This is a genomic window from Sphingobium sp. (assembly GCF_035511395.1).
Classification (GTDB): Bacteria; Pseudomonadota; Alphaproteobacteria; order Sphingomonadales; family Sphingomonadaceae; genus Sphingobium.
The window spans coordinates 1-17,781 of sequence record NZ_DATKFP010000365.1; the positions used below are offsets into that span (position 1 = coordinate 1).

22 protein-coding genes are annotated in these 17,781 nt (G+C 64.9%); 9 read left to right on the forward strand and 13 right to left on the reverse strand.

Annotated elements, in window-relative coordinates; genetic code table 11:
• Nucleotides 1–29 precede the first annotated feature (29 nt).
• A complete protein-coding gene (locus tag VMR39_RS25125; protein ID WP_325420352.1) occupies nt 30–458 on the reverse strand; it encodes a VOC family protein in 429 nt (142 codons plus the stop codon).
• Between the two features lie 82 nt (nt 459–540).
• On the opposite strand from VMR39_RS25125, the gene VMR39_RS25130 reads away from it, so the two are divergent.
• The 3 genes from VMR39_RS25130 (at nt 541) to VMR39_RS25140 (ending at nt 2,879) form a co-directional block, all read left to right on the forward strand.
• The gene (locus VMR39_RS25130; RefSeq protein ID WP_325420354.1) at nt 541–1,269 is read left to right on the forward strand and encodes a helix-turn-helix domain-containing protein; all 729 of its coding nucleotides are present in this window, start codon (nt 541–543) and stop codon (nt 1,267–1,269) included.
• Between the two features lie 64 nt (nt 1,270–1,333).
• Nucleotides 1,334–2,329, forward strand: a complete 996-nt coding sequence (cobS, locus tag VMR39_RS25135) for a cobaltochelatase subunit CobS (RefSeq protein ID WP_325420356.1) — start codon at nt 1,334–1,336, stop codon at nt 2,327–2,329.
• A 109-nt stretch (nt 2,330–2,438) separates the two neighbouring features.
• Nucleotides 2,439–2,879: a hypothetical protein gene (locus VMR39_RS25140; RefSeq protein WP_325420358.1), complete on the forward strand. Its 441-nt coding sequence runs from the start codon at nt 2,439–2,441 to the stop codon at nt 2,877–2,879.
• Between the two features lie 53 nt (nt 2,880–2,932).
• Here VMR39_RS25140 and VMR39_RS25145 read toward each other — a convergent pair whose 3' ends face one another.
• The 3 genes from VMR39_RS25145 to truA all read right to left on the reverse strand — a co-directional run bounded on the left by VMR39_RS25145 (nt 2,933) and on the right by truA (nt 4,515).
• Nucleotides 2,933–3,271: a hypothetical protein gene (locus VMR39_RS25145; protein ID WP_325420360.1), complete on the reverse strand. Its 339-nt coding sequence runs from the start codon at nt 3,269–3,271 to the stop codon at nt 2,933–2,935.
• An 86-nt stretch (nt 3,272–3,357) separates the two neighbouring features.
• Nucleotides 3,358–3,513: a hypothetical protein gene (locus VMR39_RS25150; RefSeq protein WP_325420362.1), complete on the reverse strand. Its 156-nt coding sequence runs from the start codon at nt 3,511–3,513 to the stop codon at nt 3,358–3,360.
• A 255-nt stretch (nt 3,514–3,768) separates the two neighbouring features.
• Nucleotides 3,769–4,515: a tRNA pseudouridine(38-40) synthase TruA gene (gene truA, locus VMR39_RS25155; RefSeq protein WP_325420364.1), complete on the reverse strand. Its 747-nt coding sequence runs from the start codon at nt 4,513–4,515 to the stop codon at nt 3,769–3,771.
• 99 nt (nt 4,516–4,614) lie between these two features.
• Here truA and VMR39_RS25160 point away from each other — a divergent pair, with 99 nt between their 5' ends.
• Nucleotides 4,615–5,139, forward strand: coding sequence for a hypothetical protein (locus VMR39_RS25160; RefSeq protein ID WP_325420366.1), 525 nt, complete (start codon nt 4,615–4,617; stop codon nt 5,137–5,139).
• A 3-nt stretch (nt 5,140–5,142) separates the two neighbouring features.
• Here VMR39_RS25160 and fmt read toward each other — a convergent pair whose 3' ends face one another.
• Nucleotides 5,143–6,051 carry a methionyl-tRNA formyltransferase gene (gene fmt, locus VMR39_RS25165; RefSeq protein ID WP_325420368.1) on the reverse strand — a complete coding sequence of 303 codons (909 nt, stop codon included), beginning with the start codon at nt 6,049–6,051 and terminating at the stop codon, nt 5,143–5,145.
• 72 nt (nt 6,052–6,123) lie between these two features.
• Between fmt and recR the strand changes: the two genes are divergently transcribed.
• The 3 genes from recR (at nt 6,124) to rmuC (ending at nt 8,985) form a co-directional block, all read left to right on the forward strand.
• Entirely contained in the window at nt 6,124–6,720 is a 597-nt protein-coding gene (gene recR / locus VMR39_RS25170) for a recombination mediator RecR (protein ID WP_325420370.1), read from the forward strand.
• A 75-nt stretch (nt 6,721–6,795) separates the two neighbouring features.
• Nucleotides 6,796–7,365: a peptide deformylase gene (gene def / locus VMR39_RS25175; RefSeq protein ID WP_325420372.1), complete on the forward strand. Its 570-nt coding sequence runs from the start codon at nt 6,796–6,798 to the stop codon at nt 7,363–7,365.
• Between the two features lie 81 nt (nt 7,366–7,446).
• Nucleotides 7,447–8,985: a DNA recombination protein RmuC gene (gene rmuC / locus VMR39_RS25180; protein ID WP_325420374.1), complete on the forward strand. Its 1,539-nt coding sequence runs from the start codon at nt 7,447–7,449 to the stop codon at nt 8,983–8,985.
• 4 nt (nt 8,986–8,989) lie between these two features.
• Here the strand turns inward: rmuC and VMR39_RS25185 are convergent, their stop codons facing one another.
• The 8 genes from VMR39_RS25185 to VMR39_RS25220 form a co-directional block, all read right to left on the reverse strand.
• A complete protein-coding gene (locus VMR39_RS25185; protein ID WP_325420376.1) occupies nt 8,990–9,391 on the reverse strand; it encodes an META domain-containing protein in 402 nt (133 codons plus the stop codon).
• A gap of 51 nt (nt 9,392–9,442) precedes the next feature.
• Nucleotides 9,443–10,276, reverse strand: a complete 834-nt coding sequence (locus tag VMR39_RS25190; protein WP_325420378.1) for an RNA methyltransferase — start codon at nt 10,274–10,276, stop codon at nt 9,443–9,445.
• An 18-nt stretch (nt 10,277–10,294) separates the two neighbouring features.
• A complete protein-coding gene (locus VMR39_RS25195; RefSeq protein WP_325420380.1) occupies nt 10,295–10,573 on the reverse strand; it encodes an HPr family phosphocarrier protein in 279 nt (92 codons plus the stop codon).
• Entirely contained in the window at nt 10,570–10,974 is a 405-nt protein-coding gene (locus tag VMR39_RS25200; protein ID WP_325420382.1) for a PTS sugar transporter subunit IIA, read from the reverse strand. The genes VMR39_RS25195 and VMR39_RS25200 overlap by 4 nt, the downstream gene beginning before the upstream one ends.
• Nucleotides 10,975–11,022: 48 nt before the next feature.
• Entirely contained in the window at nt 11,023–11,973 is a 951-nt protein-coding gene (gene rapZ, locus VMR39_RS25205) for an RNase adapter RapZ (protein ID WP_325420384.1), read from the reverse strand.
• 86 nt (nt 11,974–12,059) lie between these two features.
• The gene (locus tag VMR39_RS25210; protein ID WP_325420386.1) at nt 12,060–12,491 is read right to left on the reverse strand and encodes an HPr kinase/phosphatase C-terminal domain-containing protein; all 432 of its coding nucleotides are present in this window, start codon (nt 12,489–12,491) and stop codon (nt 12,060–12,062) included.
• Nucleotides 12,488–14,098 carry a sensor histidine kinase gene (locus VMR39_RS25215; protein ID WP_325420388.1) on the reverse strand — a complete coding sequence of 537 codons (1,611 nt, stop codon included), beginning with the start codon at nt 14,096–14,098 and terminating at the stop codon, nt 12,488–12,490. Before VMR39_RS25215 ends, VMR39_RS25210 begins: the two co-directional genes overlap by 4 nt.
• Complete coding sequence (locus VMR39_RS25220; RefSeq protein WP_325420394.1) at nt 14,091–14,867, reverse strand: response regulator transcription factor; 777 nt, start codon at nt 14,865–14,867, stop codon at nt 14,091–14,093. Before VMR39_RS25220 ends, VMR39_RS25215 begins: the two co-directional genes overlap by 8 nt.
• Nucleotides 14,868–15,150: 283 nt before the next feature.
• On the opposite strand from VMR39_RS25220, the gene VMR39_RS25225 reads away from it, so the two are divergent.
• Together VMR39_RS25225 and VMR39_RS25230 are read left to right on the forward strand one after the other, a co-directional pair.
• On the forward strand, nt 15,151–16,758 hold the full coding sequence (locus VMR39_RS25225; RefSeq protein WP_325420390.1) for a phosphoenolpyruvate carboxykinase: 1,608 nt from the start codon (nt 15,151–15,153) through the stop codon (nt 16,756–16,758).
• Between the two features lie 459 nt (nt 16,759–17,217).
• Entirely contained in the window at nt 17,218–17,442 is a 225-nt protein-coding gene (locus VMR39_RS25230) for a hypothetical protein (protein ID WP_325420392.1), read from the forward strand.
• Nucleotides 17,443–17,781: the final 339 nt, after the last annotated feature.

Genomic DNA, 17,781 nt, shown 5'->3' on the forward strand with positions numbered 1-17,781 from the left:
TCTCTCTCCAGCGTGTCGTTATCTGCGCGTCAGGCGGCCGGTTCCATCGGAACTTCCCCCGAGGCCGCGGCCGGGTCCATCCACATGGCTTCCCAGAAGTGGCCGTCCGGGTCGGTGAAGCTGCGGCTCATCATGAAGCCATAGTCCGATGGCGGACTGATGTCGGCGGTGCCGCCGTGCCGGCCGGCCAGCGCGTTGAGCGCGTCGACGTCCTCGCGGCTGTCGCACGAGAGGCAGAGCATGACCTCGCTCGAGCCGGAGTCGGGGATCGGGCGGTCGGTGAAGCCCTTCCACTTCTCGTGGGTGAGCACCATCACGTAGATCGATTCCGACCACACCATGCAGGCGGCGGTCTCGTCGGTGAAGCGCGGTTCGTTGACGAAGCCGATGCCGGTGTAGAACGCCTTGGCGCGGTCGAGGTCGGTGACGGGGAGGTTCACGAAGATCATGCGGGTCATGTCGGTCTCTCCAGTTCGGCGAGGGTTGCTTCCCGAATCGCCTCTTGCCTGACGGTGCCCACGGTGGTAACTAAAAGCAACCATGAAGTTACAAAAAGAAACGAGTCGCACCAGATCCACGACGACCGGAGGCCCTGGCGACGACAAGGCCCGCACCCATGGCCGCTGGTATGGCGATGCCTGCGGGGCCGCCTTCGCGATGGAACTGATCGGCGAGCGCTGGTCGCTGCCCATCATACGCGAGATGATGCTGGGCCCGCGCCGTTTCGGAGAGATTCGCGCCGAACTGCCGGGTCTCAGCGCCAAGACGCTGACCGAGCGGCTGGAGACGCTGGAGGGCACCGGCATCGTCCGGCGCGAGATGCTGCCGCCGCCCGCGTCGGTGCAGGTCTATGCGCTGACCGAGTGGGGACTGGCGCTGGAGCCGGTGATGCAGGAACTGGGCCGCTGGGCGGTGCGATCGACGCTGCACGATCCCACCTTGCCGATCACGCCGGTCTCGCTGATGCTCTCGATGCGCACGATGATCGTGCCCGAGCGGATCGGCGATCTCGCGCTGACGGCACGGCTGGAGGTCGGCTCCGCGCGCTTCCTCGCCCGGCTCGGCGAGGGCGAGCTGGCGATTCATCCCGCCGGCGATGGCGATCCCGCGCCCGACCTCGTATTCAGGGCCGAGGGCGGCTTCCCCTATCTCGCGACGTTCTACGGCAAGTGGCCGATCGCCGGGACCGGGCTCGCGGTCGAGGGTGACGCCGGACTGGCGCAGCGTTTCGTCGACCTGTTCAGCCTCCCTCCCAAATGCGCGAGTTGAGCACCCTCGTGCAAGCAAACCTTATTGCGATGCAGCGCCCCGTCCTTTAGGCGATTGCCTTGCAATGACAGACTCCAAGAACATCACCGCCGAGAACCGCGACGCCACCGTGCTGGCCGCTCCCGATACCGAAGTCGACGTGCGCGAGACTTTCGGGATCGACATCGACTGGAAGGTCCCCGCCTTCTCGGTGGCGGACGAGCGCGTGCCCGACCTCGACGAGACCTACGTGTTCGACCCGGACACCACGCTCGCGATCCTCGCGGGCTTCGCCTACAACCGCCGCGTGATGGTGCAGGGCTACCACGGCACCGGCAAGTCGACGCACATCGAGCAGGTGGCCGCGCGCCTCAGGTGGCCGTGCATCCGCATCAACCTCGACGCGCACATCAGCCGCATCGACCTGATCGGCCGCGACGCGATCGTCCTGCGCGGCGGGATGCAGGTGACCGAGTTCCGCGAGGGCCTGCTGCCCTGGGCGCTCCAGCACCCGGTGGCGCTGGTGTTCGACGAATACGACGCGGGCCGCCCGGACGTGATGTTCGTGATCCAGCGCATCCTCGAGACCGAGGGCAAGCTGACCCTGCTCGACCAGAACCGCGTGATCCGCCCGGACAAGCACTTCCGCCTGTTCGCCACCGCCAACACGGTCGGCCTTGGCGACACCTCGGGCCTCTACCACGGCACGCAGCAGATCAACCAGGGCCAGATGGACCGCTGGAACCTGGTGGTCGCGCTCAACTACCTGCCCGCCAGTACCGAAACCGCGATTGTCGCCGCCAAGGTGCCCGACATCGACGCGGGCACGATCGCCAACATGGTCAAGGTCGCCGATTTCTCGCGCCAGGGCTTCATGAACGGCGACATCTCGACCGTGATGAGCCCGCGCACGGTCATCACCTGGGCGCAGAACACCGCGATCTTCAAGGGCGACGTCGGCTTCGCCTTCCGCCTCTCGTTCCTCAACAAGTGCGACGAGACGGAGCGGATGCTGGTGGCCGAATACTACCAGCGCGTCTTCGGCAAGGACCTGCCGGAAAGCGTCGTCGGCAAGGCCTGACGGCCGCGACCGGAAAACGGGCGCGCTTCCGGCGGAAGCGCGCCCGTTTTCGTTCGAGGCGTTCGGATAGAGGCGGAACCGCGCGGGCGGTCACGCAAGGGACACTGGAATGGACAGGAAGGTTGCCGCGCTGCTCGACGAGTTGAGCCGCGCGAAGGGGATCGACCCCATCGGGACACGGCACCGCATCGCCGCACTGCTGGGCGAGGTTCGCGGCGAGAGCGACCGCGTGGCGCTGCTCGGCGTGTTCGCGGCGGTGATGGCGCAGGCCGTCCGCACGCTCGAGGCCGAGAGCCGGGATGCCGCCGCGCTGAAGACCGCGATCCGCTCGGACATGCGCGGCTTCGCGATCGAGGAAGCGATGGCCGGCAGCGAGGCCATCGACCCGCCCACGCTGCAGCACGTCGTCGCGCGCGAAGTGGCGGCGGGGCGCCTGGAGGACGGCCGCTTCGCCCGGCTGGCGAGCACCGGCGCCGCCGTCATGGGCAGCGCCGCGCCCGTCTCCGTGCGGCAGGGCTTCCTGCGCAAGCTGCTGGAATGCGAGGACTGAAGCGGGGCCGAACCGGGGCACCGGTCGCGGCGAGGCGCTCGTCCGGGCGGGGTTCAGCGCTTCTTCTTGGTGATCGTCGCGGTGAAGTCCGGGTCCTTGTTCGCCACCCAGTCGACGAACTTGCGCACGTTGGGGTCGGCCAGCAGCCCCTCCACGTCCATGCCGTGGCGTTGCAGTTCGGAATTGGTGAAGTTGGCGATCAGCGTCTGCTGGCAGATCGAGTGCATCGGCACCACGTCGCGCCCGCCCCGGCTCTTGGGCACGGGATGGTGCCAGACGATGGTCTTGCCGGTCGCCCGTCCGCACAGCCAGCACGGCGGGGGCGGCGCGGCGGCCTCTTCCTCGTCGTGCAGGTCTTCGTAGGGACCATGTCTGGAATGCTTGCGGGCCATGCTGATACCTGAAATTGCCGGGACTTTCCCGGCCCACCTATAGCGCCGCGTCTCGCATTACCACTCCCCCCGCGCTCGCCGCCGCGTCAGAGCGGCGTCGCGGTCACCACCATGCGGCCAAGGTTCACCGGCTCCTTCTCGCCGATGATCGCCGCGGCTGGCCTGGCGGGCATGGCGGCGACGCCGGAAAGCGCGGCCAAGGTCGCGGCGAGGGCGGGAAGGGCGAAGAGCAGGCGGGACATATGGCGGCATCCATCGTCGTTGGGATGCTCCCCCTCTGCGCGCCAGATGTCGCGCGGGTGTGCCCGACCTGCACCAAGTTGTCCGAAATCGTATTGACCGGTAATCGCAACAAGGTCCGGCGCGATTTTCCTACATCGCCGGACGCTGCTACTTTCGCGCCGGTTCTTTCACACCGTCGATCCCGCGCATCCTCTCGCCCACATGGAAAGTGGCCGCGAGCATGTACTACATCAACTTGCGCGCCCTCGTCGGCGTCATTCGCCGGGGTAGGCGGCGTGAACGAAATATAATCCGTCCGGCGGCGCGTTGAGGCCAAGCGCCTGCCGGTCCTTTGCCTCCAGCGCTTCGGCCACCTGCTCCTCCCGCCACCGGCCCATGCCGACGAGGGCGAGGCAGCCCACCATCGAGCGGACCTGGTGGTGCAGGAAGCTCCGCGCCGCCGCTTCCACCAGCACCATCTCGCCTTCGCGCCGCACCGCCAGCCGGTCGAGCGACTTGAGCGGCGAGGCGGACTGGCAGTGCGCCGAGCGGAACGTGGTGAAGTCGTGCCGCCCCACCAGCGCCTGCGCCGCCCGGTGCATGGCCTCGGCGTCGAGCGGCTTGGCCACCTGCCACGCCTTGCCGCGCTCCAGCGTCAGCGGCGCCCGCCGGTTGGCGATGCGGTAGACGTAGGCGCGGCCCGTGCACGAAAAGCGCGCGTGCCAGTCGTCCGCTACCTCCACGCAGTCGAGCACGGCGATCGGGGCAGGGCGCAGCAGGGCGTTCAGCGCCTCCATCAGCCGGAACGGCGCGATGGGCCTGGCGATCTCGACATGGGCCCTCATGCCAAGCGCATGGACGCCCGCGTCGGTCCGTCCGGCGGCGTGCATGACCACGTTCTCGCCGGTCACCGCGAAGGCCGCCTCCTCCACCGCCTGCTGCACCGAAGGGCCGTGCGACTGGCGTTGCAGGCCCATGAACGGGCCGCCGTCGAATTCGAGAGTGAGCGCGAAACGGGTCATTTCGCCCCGCCGATACAGGACTGGCGCCCTCGCGCAATGGGCTTGGCGGGAAGGGCGCACGGTGGCACCATCCGCGCCTGACCGGGAAAGGAGCCGAAAATGGCCGAGACACAGCGCCCCCGCTTCGAGATCTTCCGCGGCGCCGATGCCCCAACGCTCGATGAATGCGCCTGCATGGCCTACGAGGGCGAGACGCCGAACCTCCTCGCCGCGCAGGCCCAACTGGCCGAGGCGATGGCGGTGCGCGGCGAATATGCCGATGTCCCCTACCGCCGCGAGGGGATGAGCCTGGCGCGCCTCTGGGTGAAGAGCGGCTTCCCTCTGCCGCTGCACACCCACGACTGCGATTGCCTGTACTACATCGTCGCCGGCTCGATCTGCATGGGCACCGAAACCCTGTCGGCGGGCGATGGCTTCTTCGTCGGCAGCGAAGTGCCCTATGCCTATACCGCAGGGCTGGAAGGCGCCGAAGTCCTGGAGTTCCGCACGACGGACAGCTTCAACATCCGGGTCAAGGACAAGCCCGTCGCGGCCTGGGAGAAGCTCGCCGGAACCCTGCGCGAAGGCCACGGACGCTGGGCCGACGAGCAGCCGCCGGTCCGCCGGATGCCGGAAAAGGCCTGAACCTCAGCCGAGCCGGGTCCCCGCCGGAACCGGTCGGCCGCGAAGCAGGTCGGCGACATCCATGGCCGGCTTTCCGGCCCGCTGGATGCGCGTGACCCGCAGCGCACCGCTGCCGCAGGCGATCGTCAGGCCGTCGTCGAGCGTCACCCCGGGCTCGCCGCTGCCTTCGGAAATCTCGGCGGCGAGCACCTTGTACCGCTCGCCGTCGAGTTCGAAGAAGGCGCCGGGCACCGGCATGAAGGCGCGGACCTGGCGTTCGACCGCTTCGGCCTCCCGCGAAAAATCGATCCGGGCCTCGGCCTTGTCGATCTTGTGGGCGTAAGTCACCCCCTCCTCCGGCTGGCGCACGGGGCGATGCACGGCAAGGTCGCGCAGGGTCCCGACCAGCAGTTGGGCTCCCCGGTCTGCAAGCTCGGCCGTCAGTTCGCCGGCACTCTTGCGATCGATAGTGGTCCGGAGCGTCGCCAGCATGGCCCCGGTGTCGAGCCCGGCTTCCATCTGCATGATTGTAACGCCAGTGGTCGGATCGCCCGCCAGTATCGCCCGCTGGATCGGCGCCGCTCCCCTCCAGCGCGGCAGGATCGAGGCGTGGATGTTAAGGCAACCGAGCCGCGGCGCGTCGAGCACTGCCTGCGGCAGGATCAACCCATACGCCGCAACAACGGCGATGTCGGCGTCCAGCGCCGCGAACTCGGTCTGGGCCTCGGGGCTTTTTAGCGACACGGGATGGCGCACCCCGATCCCCCGAACCTCGGCTTCGCGGTGGACGGGCGAGGGGGTCAGTTCCTTGCCACGCCGTCCGCCGGGGCGCGGTGGCTGGGTGTAGACGGCGATGACTTCGTGCCCGGCCTCGATCAGCGCGACGAGCGCGGGCACGGCAAAATCGGGCGTTCCCATGAAGATGATGCGCATGATGTGGGGAACTCCTTGATGGCGGTGCGGGCGGGCTTCCTAAGGGCAGGCGCAGGCCCTATCTCCCGATCCATGGCATCGCAAGAGATCGAGACGCTGACCGCCGCCCTGTCGCGCCTGCCCGGCCTCGGCCCGCGCTCGGCGCGTCGGGCAGTGCTCTGGCTCATCAAGCGGCGGGAAACCGCGCTCGTTCAGTTGGTCGACGCTCTCGAGTCCGTGCGTGCGGCGCTTGTCGAATGCGGCGTCTGCGGCAACGTCGACACCACGAATCCCTGCGGCATATGCGCCGATCCGCGCCGCGATGCCCGTTCGCTCTGCGTTGTAGAGGAAGTGGCGGACCTCTGGGCGCTGGACCGCGCGCGCCTGTTCACCGGCAAGTATCATGTCCTTGGCGGTCGGCTTTCCGCGCTGGACGGCGTGCGGCCAGAGGACCTTGCGATCGACACTCTCCTGCGCCGCATTGGCGATGGGGGCATCGACGAGGTGGTCCTCGCCATGAACGCGACCCTGGAGGGCCAGACGACGGCCCACTACATAGCCGAACGGCTTGAGAGCCTGCCCATCCGGGTAACCCAACTCGCTCATGGCCTGCCGGTGGGCGGCGAACTCGATTACCTAGATGAGGGGACTCTGGCGCAAGCCATACGAGCGCGTCGGCCGGTCTCCTGATACAGTTGGCGGATCGATCAGCGTGATCGGCGGCACGTTCTTGCGAAAATCGCATATCGCGATTATCTGGCGGAAATGGCTATCCGCGAAATCCTTGAAGTTCCTGACCCGCGCCTGAAGCAGGTCTCCGCTCCCGTCGAAGCGTTTGACGACGAATTGCGCGCGCTCGTCGAAGACATGTTCGAGACGATGTACGATGCTCCCGGCATCGGTCTCGCCGCGATTCAGGTCGGGGTTCCCCAGCGCGTCCTCGTGATCGACCTGCAGCCCGAGGACGAGGATGCCGAGCCCGAGGTTTGCCACTCGCACGGTGATCATCACCACACGCACCAGCCCACCAAGCGGGAGCCGCGGATCTTCATCAATCCCGAGATTCTCGACCCTTCGGAAGACCATATCGTCTACCAGGAGGGCTGCCTCTCGGTGCCCGAGATATTCGCCGACGTCGAACGGCCCTCCCGCATCCGTGCCCGCTGGCAGGATCTCGATGGCAAGGTGCATGAGGAGGACATGGAAGGCCTGATGGCGATCTGCCTCCAGCATGAGATGGATCATCTGGAAGGCATCCTGTTCATCGACCACCTGTCGCGCCTCAAGCGCCAGATGGCGCTCAAGAAGCTGGAAAAGCTGCGCAGGGCAGCCTGAGACTCGCGATTTTGCGCGCCTTGGCGTGGAAAAGTCGAGTAAGGTATTTGCGTTCCTGAAATGTTCCGATAATCTGTGGCGATGGAAATTGCTGTCGCCACGATTCTCGCGCTCGTCATCGGCCTCTCGGCGGGTTGGTTTTTCGGCTCCCGTCCCGTGTCACATTGGCGCACGCAGGCAGAAACGCGGGAGCGTGAAGCGCGCGATGGGGACGCGAAGTATCTTCGGGCCTTCGCAGATCTCGAAGCTGCGCGCGAGCGCGCTAGTCGCGCCGACGATTTAGCGTTGGCGTTGGAAAGCGCGCGAAGCGATCATGCGGTAGGGACGGATCGCCTGCGGCACGAAGCCGCAACCGTTCTCGAGCGGACGCGCGGCGAACTGACTGCCTTGCTGGAAAAGAACCGGATCGACCACGCGTTGCAAGTCGATGGCTTGCGGCGCGAACAGCGCGAACTGGCTTCGGAATTGGCGACGCTGCGTGAAAAATCCGCTAACTTCGACGAACAGAAGCGGCTCCTGATCGAAGCGCAGGAAGCGTTGCGCAAGGAATTCGAGAATGCCGGAGCCAAGGTCCTGGAGGGCGCGCAGGAAGCCTTTCTCCGCCGAGCCGGGGCGCGGTTCGAGGAAAGTGAAAAGGCCAGTGCCGAGCGTATCGCCACGCTGCTTGCCCCGGTAGGGCAGAGGCTCAAGAGCTATGAGGAGCAGGTTGCTGCGCTCGAGGCGAAGCGGATGGACGCGTTCGGCCAACTGGGCGGGCAGATCGAGGCCTTGCGGATCGGGCAGGAGCAGGTGCGGGCCGAAGCTGTGCGTCTTGGCAATTCCCTGCGCAACGCGCCCAAGGCGCGTGGCCGCTGGGGCGAGCAGCAGCTCAAGAACGTCCTCGAACAATGCGGACTGACCGAGCACACCGACTTCGAGACCGAACATTCGATCAATACCGAAGAAGGTCGTTTGCGGCCCGATGCGATCGTTCGCATTCCCGGCAACAAGCAGTTGGTGATCGACGCCAAGGTTTCGCTCAATGCTTACCAAGACGCGTTCGAGGCAGAGGATGAGACGCTGCGCGCAGCGTTCCTCGACCAACATGCCGCGTCGATGCGCAATCACATCCAGACGCTGGGCAACAAGAGCTATCAGAGCCAGTTCGAGAATGCGCCGGACTATGTCATCATGTTCGTGCCCGGAGAGCACTTCATCGCTGCCGCTCTCGACCACGATTCGGGCCTGTGGGACTATGCCTTCGACCGCCGTGTCCTGTTGGCCAGTCCGACCAATCTCGTCGCAATAGCGCGCACCATCGCGCAAGTCTGGCAGCAGGAAGGCCTCGCCAGGGAAGCGAGGGAAATCGGAAAGCTGGGCAGCGATCTCTACGACAGCCTGGCAAAGACGCAGGACGATCTCGGGAAAGTGGGGATGCACTTGGGTCGGGCCGTGAACAGCTTCAACGACTTCGCCCGCACCTATGAAGGCAACGTCATGAGCCGTGCTCGCCGATTGAGCGAGAAGCATATCAAGATCGGGAAGCGGGAGATTTCCGATGAAGTGCCGCTGGTTGAGGCGGCGCCACGTTTTGCGGACGTTGCCGACGCGGGCGATGCAGCAGTGGAAGTTGCGGATTAAACTTTCAGTCGCGGTCGTCCGTGCGGACCAATTCCGCCGTGTGGCCGCTCGACTGCAGGATCATGCGATTACCGTCCACCGTCATGCGTGGGGTGGCCACCAGAAGTGCGCTAACGGCATTTCCCTGATGCCATGACGGCGCGGCGCAATCCGTCTCGCTCTGGGCGAGCGGACCGGCGACAAGTCGGTCGGCATCTATGCGCCACGGACCGCCCAGGCTGCTGCAACCGACCTCTATGCCGATCCTGCCATTATCGAAGGTGATGCCCGAGGCTTGTGAGACCGGGCGCTCTCCATCGATGCGATCGAAGCGCCAGGCGCTCTGTGCGAGGTGCGAGCGTTCCCCGCTTTCGGAGCATCCGGCGAGAAGTGCCAGAGTGATGAAGAGGAAACCGAGTCGTCGCATGGCGCCATACCTTTGGCATGGCGCGTATGAGGATCGGATGAATGTCCGGCTTCAGTTTCTACGCAGGTGAGCTAGCGCCTCGTAGGCGAGGACGGCGCCGGCGACGGCGGCATTGAGGCTGTCAGCCCTTCCCAGCATCGGGATCGTGACTCGCAGGTCGCAAGCTTCTTCGTACGCCGCTGGCAGACCCTGGGATTCGTTGCCGACCATCAGGAAGCACGGCGCCGAATAAGGCGCTTCTCTGTAGTTGGTCGGATCGCGCAATGAGGCCGCGACGAGTTGGCCTTCCCCGTCACGAAGCCAGGAAGAGAACTCATCCCAGCGCGCGATCGCTAGTTTCTGGGTGAAGATCGCACCCATGCTGGCGCGCACAGCCTCGACGGAGAACGGGTCGGCGCAGTCGTCGATGAGGATGAGGCCTCCGGCGCCCACGGCATCTCCGGTGCGAAGCATGGTTCCCAGATTACCGGGATCGCGCAACGCTTGCGCGACAAGCCAGATGGGCGAGGACGCACGGTCGATGCCAGCAAGGCTTGTGTCGAATTCGGCAAAAACACCAGCGACAGCCTGCGGGTTGTCCTTTCCCGTGACTTTCGCGAGGATTTCCACATCCATCTCGACGATCTCTCCCCCCGCCGCGATCACCGCGCTTTCAAGGGCATCGAGCAGCGGATGCGACTCGCGGCCGATCGCCATGACCAGCATATCGGGCAGGATTCCGCATTCGCGCGCGTCGGTAAGCAGGCGAAGGCCCTCGGCCAGGAAACGGCGCTCGCGCTTGCGGTGCTTCTTGTCACGCAACGACCGGAGGAACTTGACGAGAGGATTGGAGAAGCCGGTTATGGTGCGGCGCGAACTTTCGCCCGACCAGTCGTTCGAAGACACGATCTCAACCTATCCGTTTCACTCTTCGCCGAAACCGTCGCGCACCAGCCCGGCGAGCACGGCAAGGGCGGATTCGGCGCCATCACCGGAGCAACTGATCTCGATCGTGTCGCCCTTCGCGGCGCCGAGCATCATGAGCCCGAGAATCGATCCGCCAGCGGCGCTGGCGCCGTCCTTGGTGACATTGACGGTGACGGTTGCAGGCAATTCCGCGACGTGATTGACGAACTTGGCGCTGGCGCGGGCATGGAGGCCACGCTTGTTGACGATCAGGACCGATTCGCGGCAGTCGATCATGCGTCTTGTCCCAGGTACTCGCTGGCGATCGTGATGTAGTTGCGTCCTGCGTCGCGCGCGGCGGCGACGGCTTCGCGCACTGGCATGCAGCCTCGCGCCTTGGCGAGACGAATTAGCATGGGCAGGTTGATGCCGGCGATCACTTCGACCTTGCCGGCCTGCATCAGCGAGATCGCAAGGTTGGACGGGGTTCCGCCGAACAGGTCGGTCAGGATAATCACGCCTTCACCGCTATCGACCTTGGCGATGGCGTCGGCGATTTCGGATCGGCGGCGCTCCATGTCGTCGTTCGGGCCGATGCAGACGGTCGCGACGTCAGCCTGGTCGCCGACGACGTGCTCCATCGCGTGTACGAACTCCTCGGCGAGATTGCCGTGGGTAACCAGGATCATGCCGATCATGCTGGGGGAGCGCTCCGAAATACCTGCAAGTGCACCCGGGAGGTGTCTTCATTTTTCACGCCACAGACCTCCTTCCAGAAGATCGGCTGCGCGCGAGCCCAGGTTGCGGTGCAGCAATGTGGGGGAAAATCCCGATTGACGCAAGGCCGCCGCAATTTGCTCCGCCGCAAAAACCGAGCGGTGCCGGCCGCCGGTGCACCCGAATGCGATGTGGACGTAGGCCTTGCCCTGAGCCCGATAGCGAGGAAGCAGCAGGAGAATCAGGTCGCGTATGCGCGTAAATGCTTCTGCGTATGCGGGATCCTTGCGGATATAGTCACCGACAGGTGCGTCGAGCCCGGTCTGGGGACGCAGGTCGGTATCCCAATGCGGGTTGTCGAGAAACCGCATGTCGAAGACGAGATCGGCGATCGGCGGCATGCCGCGAGAGAAGCCGAAGCTGGAGACGGTGAGGGTGAGTTCGCCTTGCTCGCTGGCCGCGAAACGCTCGCGAATCACGCGCTGCAGGTCGTTCGACGTATATTCGGTGGTATCGATGAGCAGGTCGGCCCATCGCCGTAGCGGGGCGAGGAGTTCCCGCTCCGCGCGAATCCCGGTGGACACTGGGGAATCCCCCGCAAGTACATGGCGCCGCCGGGTTTCGTTGTATCGCCGCTCGAGTTCGTTGCTTGAGCAGTCGAGAAACAGGGTCGTCAATTCGATATCGCGCCGTTCTGTCAGGCCCTTTACCTGTGCGATCACGCGCTCCGGGTCGAAGCCGCGGGTGCGAGAGTCGAAGCCGATCGCCAGCGGAGTCGGCTCGGCATCTGTTCCATTGGGCGCCGTGTCGATCAGCGCTTCCAGCATGCGGATCGGGAAGTTATCGACGATTTCCCAGCCCAGGTCTTCCAGCACACGTAGTGCCGTCGTTTTGCCGGCGCCCAGCATGCCCGTCACCAGCAGCAGGCGCTGGCGCGTTGGTGCGGCTTGCAGAGCCGCCTGCGACATGACGTCGTCCATTCCCGCTTCATTCCCCATGGCGCCCTATCTGCGCGCAGCGGAACCGAAAGGGAAGGGGGCCAGACCCGCAATTCCCGGTGGGACCATTATTGGGACAGCCCGTAGTGACGCAGGGCCATTTCCGTCTTGATGGCCAGCGTCACGGCTTCGGGCCAGAGCGCTATCCGGGGCAGTTCGACGCCGCAGATCGCGATGGTTTCCGGTCCTTCGATATAGCGATCGGCACTGGCGACGAGATCGACGACCAGCGCCACCGATGCCGTGTCGACGCAAGGAAACGGCAGCAGACCGAGATTGCGTACTTCAAGAATTCCGAGGGTGTTCGGATGGGGCAGCGCCAGGAGGCGGCCCTCGGCGGGCTTCAACATCATCGAATCGTCGCCGATCAGGACAGCCCCGCGATCGATGAGCGACAAGGCCAGGCTGGATTTGCCGACACCGGGCGCGCCGCGAATGAGAACGCCGCGACCGCCGATGGCAACGCCAGTCGCCTGGTAGGCGATGGAGGCTGCGTTCATCGCTCGGCTGACCATCTGGGCAACGACATGACGAGCCGTGCGCCAGGCGCGCCGTCGGTCCGGTCCGTTGCAACCAACCTGCCGTAGTGTGCCTCGACAATGGTGCGGGCGATGGCGAGGCCGAGGCCGCTATGCTTGCCGAACTCCTCGCGCGAAGGGCGGAGCGAATGGAAGCGCTCGAAAACACGTTCACGGGTGCTGGCGGGGATGCCCGGACCATGGTCCGCCACGGCAATCTTCACGCGGTTGCCGGCATGGCCCAGCGTGATTTCGATGGGTCCGCCGGGAGGTGAGAACGACACCGCGTTGTCGAGCAGGTTCTGCAGGACACGCTCCAGCCTTGGCACGTCGCCGGACACCATCAGCGGCGTTGCTCCGCTTCTCGGGGCGTCGTCGTCGGGATCGTCTTCGCGCATGATCGAGATCGCGCAGCCGCCGTTGACCCCGCGCTGGTCGCGTTCGTGGACCAGGGCACGCACGAGGGCGGCCATGTCGAATGGCTCGAAGGTGGTGCGACTGAGTTGCGCGTCGATGCGGCTCGCGTCGGCGATCTCGGTGACGAGAAAGTCGATCCGCCTGACGTCGTCCTGCGCGATGCTGATCAATTGGCGACGCAATTCAGGTTGCTCGACGCGGTCGAGGCTTTCCAGGGCGCTGCGCAACGAGGTCAGCGGGTTCTTGAGTTCATGGGCTACGTCTGCAGCGAAGCTCTCCACTTCATCGATGCGCTGGCGAAGGGCGCCGCTCATGTCCGAAATGGCGCGGGCAAGCAGACCGATCTCGTCCCGCCGATCCGGAAGGCGCGGCACGACGACACTGCGGTCGCGGCCGAGGCGCACCCGCACCGCGGCGCGAACCAGCTTGCGAAGTGGCTCGACGATCGTGCGGGCAAGGAACAGAGAGAGCAGGATCGATACACCGAGCGCGCCGCCGACGATAAACGCGAGGGTCTGGCGGGCCATACGGACGTTCTCGGTGATGTCTCGCGCGTTGCGGGTCACGAGCAGTGCGGTACCGTCATCGCCGACCGGCGTCGCGGCGATGATCACGGGGGTGCGATCCGGTGCCGCCTGGTGATTGATCCGGGTTTCCCGATCGTGCAGGGCGGCTGCGATTTCGGGCCATGCGGAGGCATCGCTGCCCGGGGGGTCGCTGTAGGCGGGAATGGGGGGAGCGCCGAGGATGAAGTCCATGCCGCGATCGAGTATGCGCGCGGCGTCCTGATACCACGGTTCGCGCGTCGGATCGATCAGGGTGTAGGACGGGCGGGCGAGCGCGAAGCTGTCTCCGGCGAGGTCGCCATCGGCGGCAAAGAGGCGCAGGCGCAGGTCCTGTTCGGTGCCGATCCGTGCGATCAGGGCAAGGCGCCCGGACAAATCCTCGTCCGCGAGGGCATCGGCGGTGATCTCGGCCTCGGACTTGGCGAGGCGATAGCGCTCGGCAAGCAGTTCGCGCCGATAGCTGTCGATGTAGAACAGACTGCCGGCGAGCAGGGCCAGCGCGATGACATTGACGGCAAGGATGCGCGCGGTAAGCGACACGCTCCACGACAGGCCAAGGCGAATGGCCAGGCGCGGACGCGGCTTGGCGCGCGATTTCTCAACCATCGGTGAAAGAGTACCCGGCACCGTAGAGTGTATCGATCGCGACGAACTCAGGGTCGATGGCGCGGAACTTGCGGCGCAAGCGCTTGATGTGGCTGTCGATCGTGCGATCGTCCACGTAGATGTCGTCACTGTAGGCCGCGTCCATAAGCTGGTTGCGACTTTTGACGACGCCGGGGCGCAGCGCCATGGCTTCGAGGATCAGGAATTCGGTCACCGTCAGCGACACGGGCTTGCCATCCCAGACCACCTGATGGCGTGCGGGGTCGAGCATCAGGCGGCCGCGTATCACCGGATCAGGCAGGTCCGCCGGAGAAGCTGCTTCCGGCTCGGCACGGGCCAGTTCGCTGCGGCGCAGGATCGCGCGGATGCGGGCAACGAGCAGCCGCTGGCTGAACGGCTTGGCGATGTAGTCGTCGGCGCCAAGCGCGAGGCCAAGTGCCTCGTCCGGCTCCTCGTCTTTGGAGGTGAGGAAGATGACCGGAAGCCGCGAGTGTGCACGCAATTCCTGGAGGAGGCTGAGCCCGTCCATCCGAGGCATCTTCACATCGAAGATGGCGAGATCCGGCGGGTTGTCGAGCAGCGCCTTAAGCGCTGTTCCGCCATCGGCATAGACACGCGTCGCAAAGCCCTCGGCCTGGAGCCCTATCGACAGGGTGGTGAGAATGTTGCGGTCGTCGTCGACCAGCGCGATCGTCTGCTGCCGCGGAACGGGGGCGGGTGCGGCCGGGGCGCTCTGCGCCAGGATCGGGGGATCGGATGCATCGGCCATGGGCGTCCGCAATTTCCCTTTTGCTGCGTGAGCGGTGCTGACTAGCGTCTGAGCCGCTTGCTGGCAATCGGTTGCCTCTGTCGCGTCGCTGCCGAAAGGCTCGAAAAGCGAGGTATCGGCAAGGTCGCCCGGACGAATAATGCGTCCCGGATACCCGCTTGAAGGTTCCAATTGTTGCCAAATTGACGGAAAAGAGACTGTCGCATATTCGCGGCCCGATTCTTGCGCAGGAATCGCGACAGCGGCCACGGATATATTCGCAGGCTGCCATCTTTTGGAGGAGATGACATTGACCACTTCGCTTAGCTATCCGCTCGACAGACAGGGCATTGAGACGAAGGCACAGATCTTCGCGAACCTCGGCACGGCCCCCCTGGTCGAGCAGGCGGTGAAGAACGGTGAGGGCGTGCTTTCGGCGGACGGTCCGTTCGTCGTCGCCACCGGCAAGCACACCGGGCGTTCGGCGAAGGACAAGTTCATCGTCAGGGACGCCGAAACGGAATCGACGGTCTGGTGGGGCAAGACCAACGTCCCGATGACGCCCGAGCATTTTGCTGCGCTCAAGGAGGACTTCCTCGCTGCGGTGGCCGCGAAGGACACGCTCTACGTCGCCGACCTGTTCGGCGGTTCGCAGCCGGAGCATCGCGTCAACGTGCGCGTGATCAACGAGTTCGCCTGGCACAACCTGTTCATCCGCACGCTGCTGGTGCGCCCGACGACCGATGAACTCGCCGGCTTCGCGCCCGAGTACACCATCATCGATCTGCCCAGCTTCCGCGCCGATCCCGAGCGCCATGGTTCGCGTTCGGAGACGGTGATCGCGGTCAACTTCTCCGAGAAGCTGATCCTGATCGGCGGCACGTCCTATGCGGGCGAGATGAAGAAGTCGGTCTTCGGCATCCTCAACTACCTGCTGCCGGTCAAGGGCGTCATGCCGATGCACTGCTCGGCCAACATCGGCCCCGACGGCGACACCGCCGTGTTCTTCGGCCTGTCGGGCACCGGCAAGACCACCCTCTCGGCCGACGCTTCGCGCACCCTCATCGGTGACGACGAGCATGGCTGGTCGGACACCGCCGTGTTCAACTTCGAGGGCGGCTGCTACGCCAAGATGATCCGCCTCTCGGAAGAGGCCGAGCCCGAGATCTACGCCACCACCCGCCGCTTCGGCACGGTGCTGGAAAACGTGGTGATCGACCCGGTCACCCGTAAGATCGACCTCGACGACAACTCGCTGGCCGAGAACAGCCGGGGCTCCTATCCGATCGACTTCATCCCGAACTGCTCGGAGAAGAACCTCGGGCCGGTTCCGAAGAACATCATCTTCCTGACCGCCGACGCCTACGGTGTGCTGCCCCCGATCGCGCGACTGACCCCGGACCAGGCGATGTACCACTTCCTCTCGGGCTACACGGCGCGCGTCGCGGGCACCGAGATCGGGGTGACCGAGCCGGAAGCGACCTTCTCGACCTGCTTCGGCGCGCCGTTCATGCCGCGCCATCCCTCGGTCTACGGCAACCTCCTCAAGGAGCGCATCGCCAAGGGCGGCGTGAAGTGCTGGCTGGTCAACACGGGCTGGTCGGGCGGCAAGGCGACCATGGAAGGCATCAAGCGCATGCCGATTAAGGCCACCCGCGCCCTCCTCAACGCCGCGCTCGACGGTAGCCTCAACAGCGCCGAGTTCAAGGAAGACCCGAACTTCGGCTTCGAGGTCCCGGTCGAGGTCCCTGGCGTCGACACGAAGCTGCTCGACCCGCGCGGCGCCTGGGCCGACCCGGCCGAGTACGACAAGACCGCGCAGACCCTGGTCAAGCAGTTCATCGACAACTTCGAGCAGTTCGAAGCCCACGTCGACGAAGGCGTCCGCAAGGCGGCGCCGGTTTCGGCCTGAGCTTCGCATCACTCTGAAAGAAAGGGCTCCGGGACTGCGGTTCCGGGGCCCTTTTTATTTTGCCGATAGCGGGGGCGATGTTGGAAAGGGGCGCTTGTTGACGAAGTGCATGCGCGCGGCATGTCTCATGAAGAGCGAAACGCTGCGGCGGGGCGACGGTGAGAAAGAACCGATGCGATTCTAGCAGGCGGTGCGAATGTAGGAAAATCGGGGATACGAGGGCAAACTCAGCAACCGACATGTTATCGCTGCTGACTGTTATCGGCCCGTTGCGGTCATGACTGTAAGAGGCATAATCTTTTGATGATCGCTGTTCGCTTACCGTTTCCCAAACCCGCCGCGTGGGCGCTTGGTATCTGCGTTGTCGTCGGCTATCCAGCTACAAGCTGGATTTATTGGCCCGCTGTCGGAGAAGCTGGAGTGCTCCCGTCAGACGGGGACACGATTATGATACCAATGATGCACAGCATCATTCTCGCTGCGATATTGTTTCCGGTAATTTGCATAGTTACGTCGGTTTGCCTTCGCGGCCTCTATGAAAATGGTGATTTGTTGGCATGGGATAGAGAGCGTCCTATCCGAAGCGGCTTCGTGACGTTCTGCTTTGGTCTGCTGTTCTGCTTTGGATTACTTTCAATAGCAGATGACCTTAGCGCTGCTCCGGGCTGGTATGGCGCCTTGTGACTTCCGTACACTTTGGTCACCTTACTCTGGTTCGCGGTGATGCGTGGGTCGGCTCTCACAAAGCGATCAGACCCCTAGCCAACCAAGCTACCGAAACTTATGCGTCGTCCCAGCGAAGGCTGGGACCGCTGCGTACTCTTGAGGTGATAGCTTGCCTTGGGTCACTGCGGCGCTGTGTTCACACTTGAGGACAGGGCGGTCTTGCCAGCGATCCCAGCCTTCGCTGCGATGACGGTTTTGGCAAACGGCAGATCACCACCCATCATCGCCTTTTCGGGGCGCCGATCATCGTTTGGCGAGGTAAAGCCGCCCGACCGTTTTCAGGCAGTCCAAATCCGC

What these genes read in the sequence shown, in the direction of transcription:
- VMR39_RS25140 (WP_325420358.1), top strand. Translation starts at nt 2,439, where the DNA reads ATGGACAGGAAGGTTGCCGCGCTGCTCGACGAGTTGAGCCGCGCGAAG.
- VMR39_RS25200 (WP_325420382.1), bottom strand. Translation starts at nt 10,974, where the DNA reads ATGATCGGCATGATCCTGGTTACCCACGGCAATCTCGCCGAGGAGTTC.
- rmuC (WP_325420374.1), top strand. Translation starts at nt 7,447, where the DNA reads ATGGAAATTGCTGTCGCCACGATTCTCGCGCTCGTCATCGGCCTCTCG.
- recR (WP_325420370.1), top strand. Translation starts at nt 6,124, where the DNA reads ATGGCATCGCAAGAGATCGAGACGCTGACCGCCGCCCTGTCGCGCCTG.
- VMR39_RS25130 (WP_325420354.1), top strand. Translation starts at nt 541, where the DNA reads ATGAAGTTACAAAAAGAAACGAGTCGCACCAGATCCACGACGACCGGA.
- VMR39_RS25225 (WP_325420390.1), top strand. Translation starts at nt 15,151, where the DNA reads ATGACATTGACCACTTCGCTTAGCTATCCGCTCGACAGACAGGGCATT.
- VMR39_RS25125 (WP_325420352.1), bottom strand. Translation starts at nt 458, where the DNA reads ATGACCCGCATGATCTTCGTGAACCTCCCCGTCACCGACCTCGACCGC.
- VMR39_RS25145 (WP_325420360.1), bottom strand. Translation starts at nt 3,271, where the DNA reads ATGGCCCGCAAGCATTCCAGACATGGTCCCTACGAAGACCTGCACGAC.
- truA (WP_325420364.1), bottom strand. Translation starts at nt 4,515, where the DNA reads ATGACCCGTTTCGCGCTCACTCTCGAATTCGACGGCGGCCCGTTCATG.
- VMR39_RS25160 (WP_325420366.1), top strand. Translation starts at nt 4,615, where the DNA reads ATGGCCGAGACACAGCGCCCCCGCTTCGAGATCTTCCGCGGCGCCGAT.
- VMR39_RS25230 (WP_325420392.1), top strand. Translation starts at nt 17,218, where the DNA reads ATGCACAGCATCATTCTCGCTGCGATATTGTTTCCGGTAATTTGCATA.
- VMR39_RS25215 (WP_325420388.1), bottom strand. Translation starts at nt 14,098, where the DNA reads ATGGTTGAGAAATCGCGCGCCAAGCCGCGTCCGCGCCTGGCCATTCGC.
- cobS (WP_325420356.1), top strand. Translation starts at nt 1,334, where the DNA reads ATGACAGACTCCAAGAACATCACCGCCGAGAACCGCGACGCCACCGTG.
- VMR39_RS25220 (WP_325420394.1), bottom strand. Translation starts at nt 14,867, where the DNA reads ATGGCCGATGCATCCGATCCCCCGATCCTGGCGCAGAGCGCCCCGGCC.
- fmt (WP_325420368.1), bottom strand. Translation starts at nt 6,051, where the DNA reads ATGCGCATCATCTTCATGGGAACGCCCGATTTTGCCGTGCCCGCGCTC.
- VMR39_RS25210 (WP_325420386.1), bottom strand. Translation starts at nt 12,491, where the DNA reads ATGAACGCAGCCTCCATCGCCTACCAGGCGACTGGCGTTGCCATCGGC.
- def (WP_325420372.1), top strand. Translation starts at nt 6,796, where the DNA reads ATGGCTATCCGCGAAATCCTTGAAGTTCCTGACCCGCGCCTGAAGCAG.
- VMR39_RS25195 (WP_325420380.1), bottom strand. Translation starts at nt 10,573, where the DNA reads ATGATCGACTGCCGCGAATCGGTCCTGATCGTCAACAAGCGTGGCCTC.
- VMR39_RS25185 (WP_325420376.1), bottom strand. Translation starts at nt 9,391, where the DNA reads ATGCGACGACTCGGTTTCCTCTTCATCACTCTGGCACTTCTCGCCGGA.
- rapZ (WP_325420384.1), bottom strand. Translation starts at nt 11,973, where the DNA reads ATGGACGACGTCATGTCGCAGGCGGCTCTGCAAGCCGCACCAACGCGC.
- VMR39_RS25150 (WP_325420362.1), bottom strand. Translation starts at nt 3,513, where the DNA reads ATGTCCCGCCTGCTCTTCGCCCTTCCCGCCCTCGCCGCGACCTTGGCC.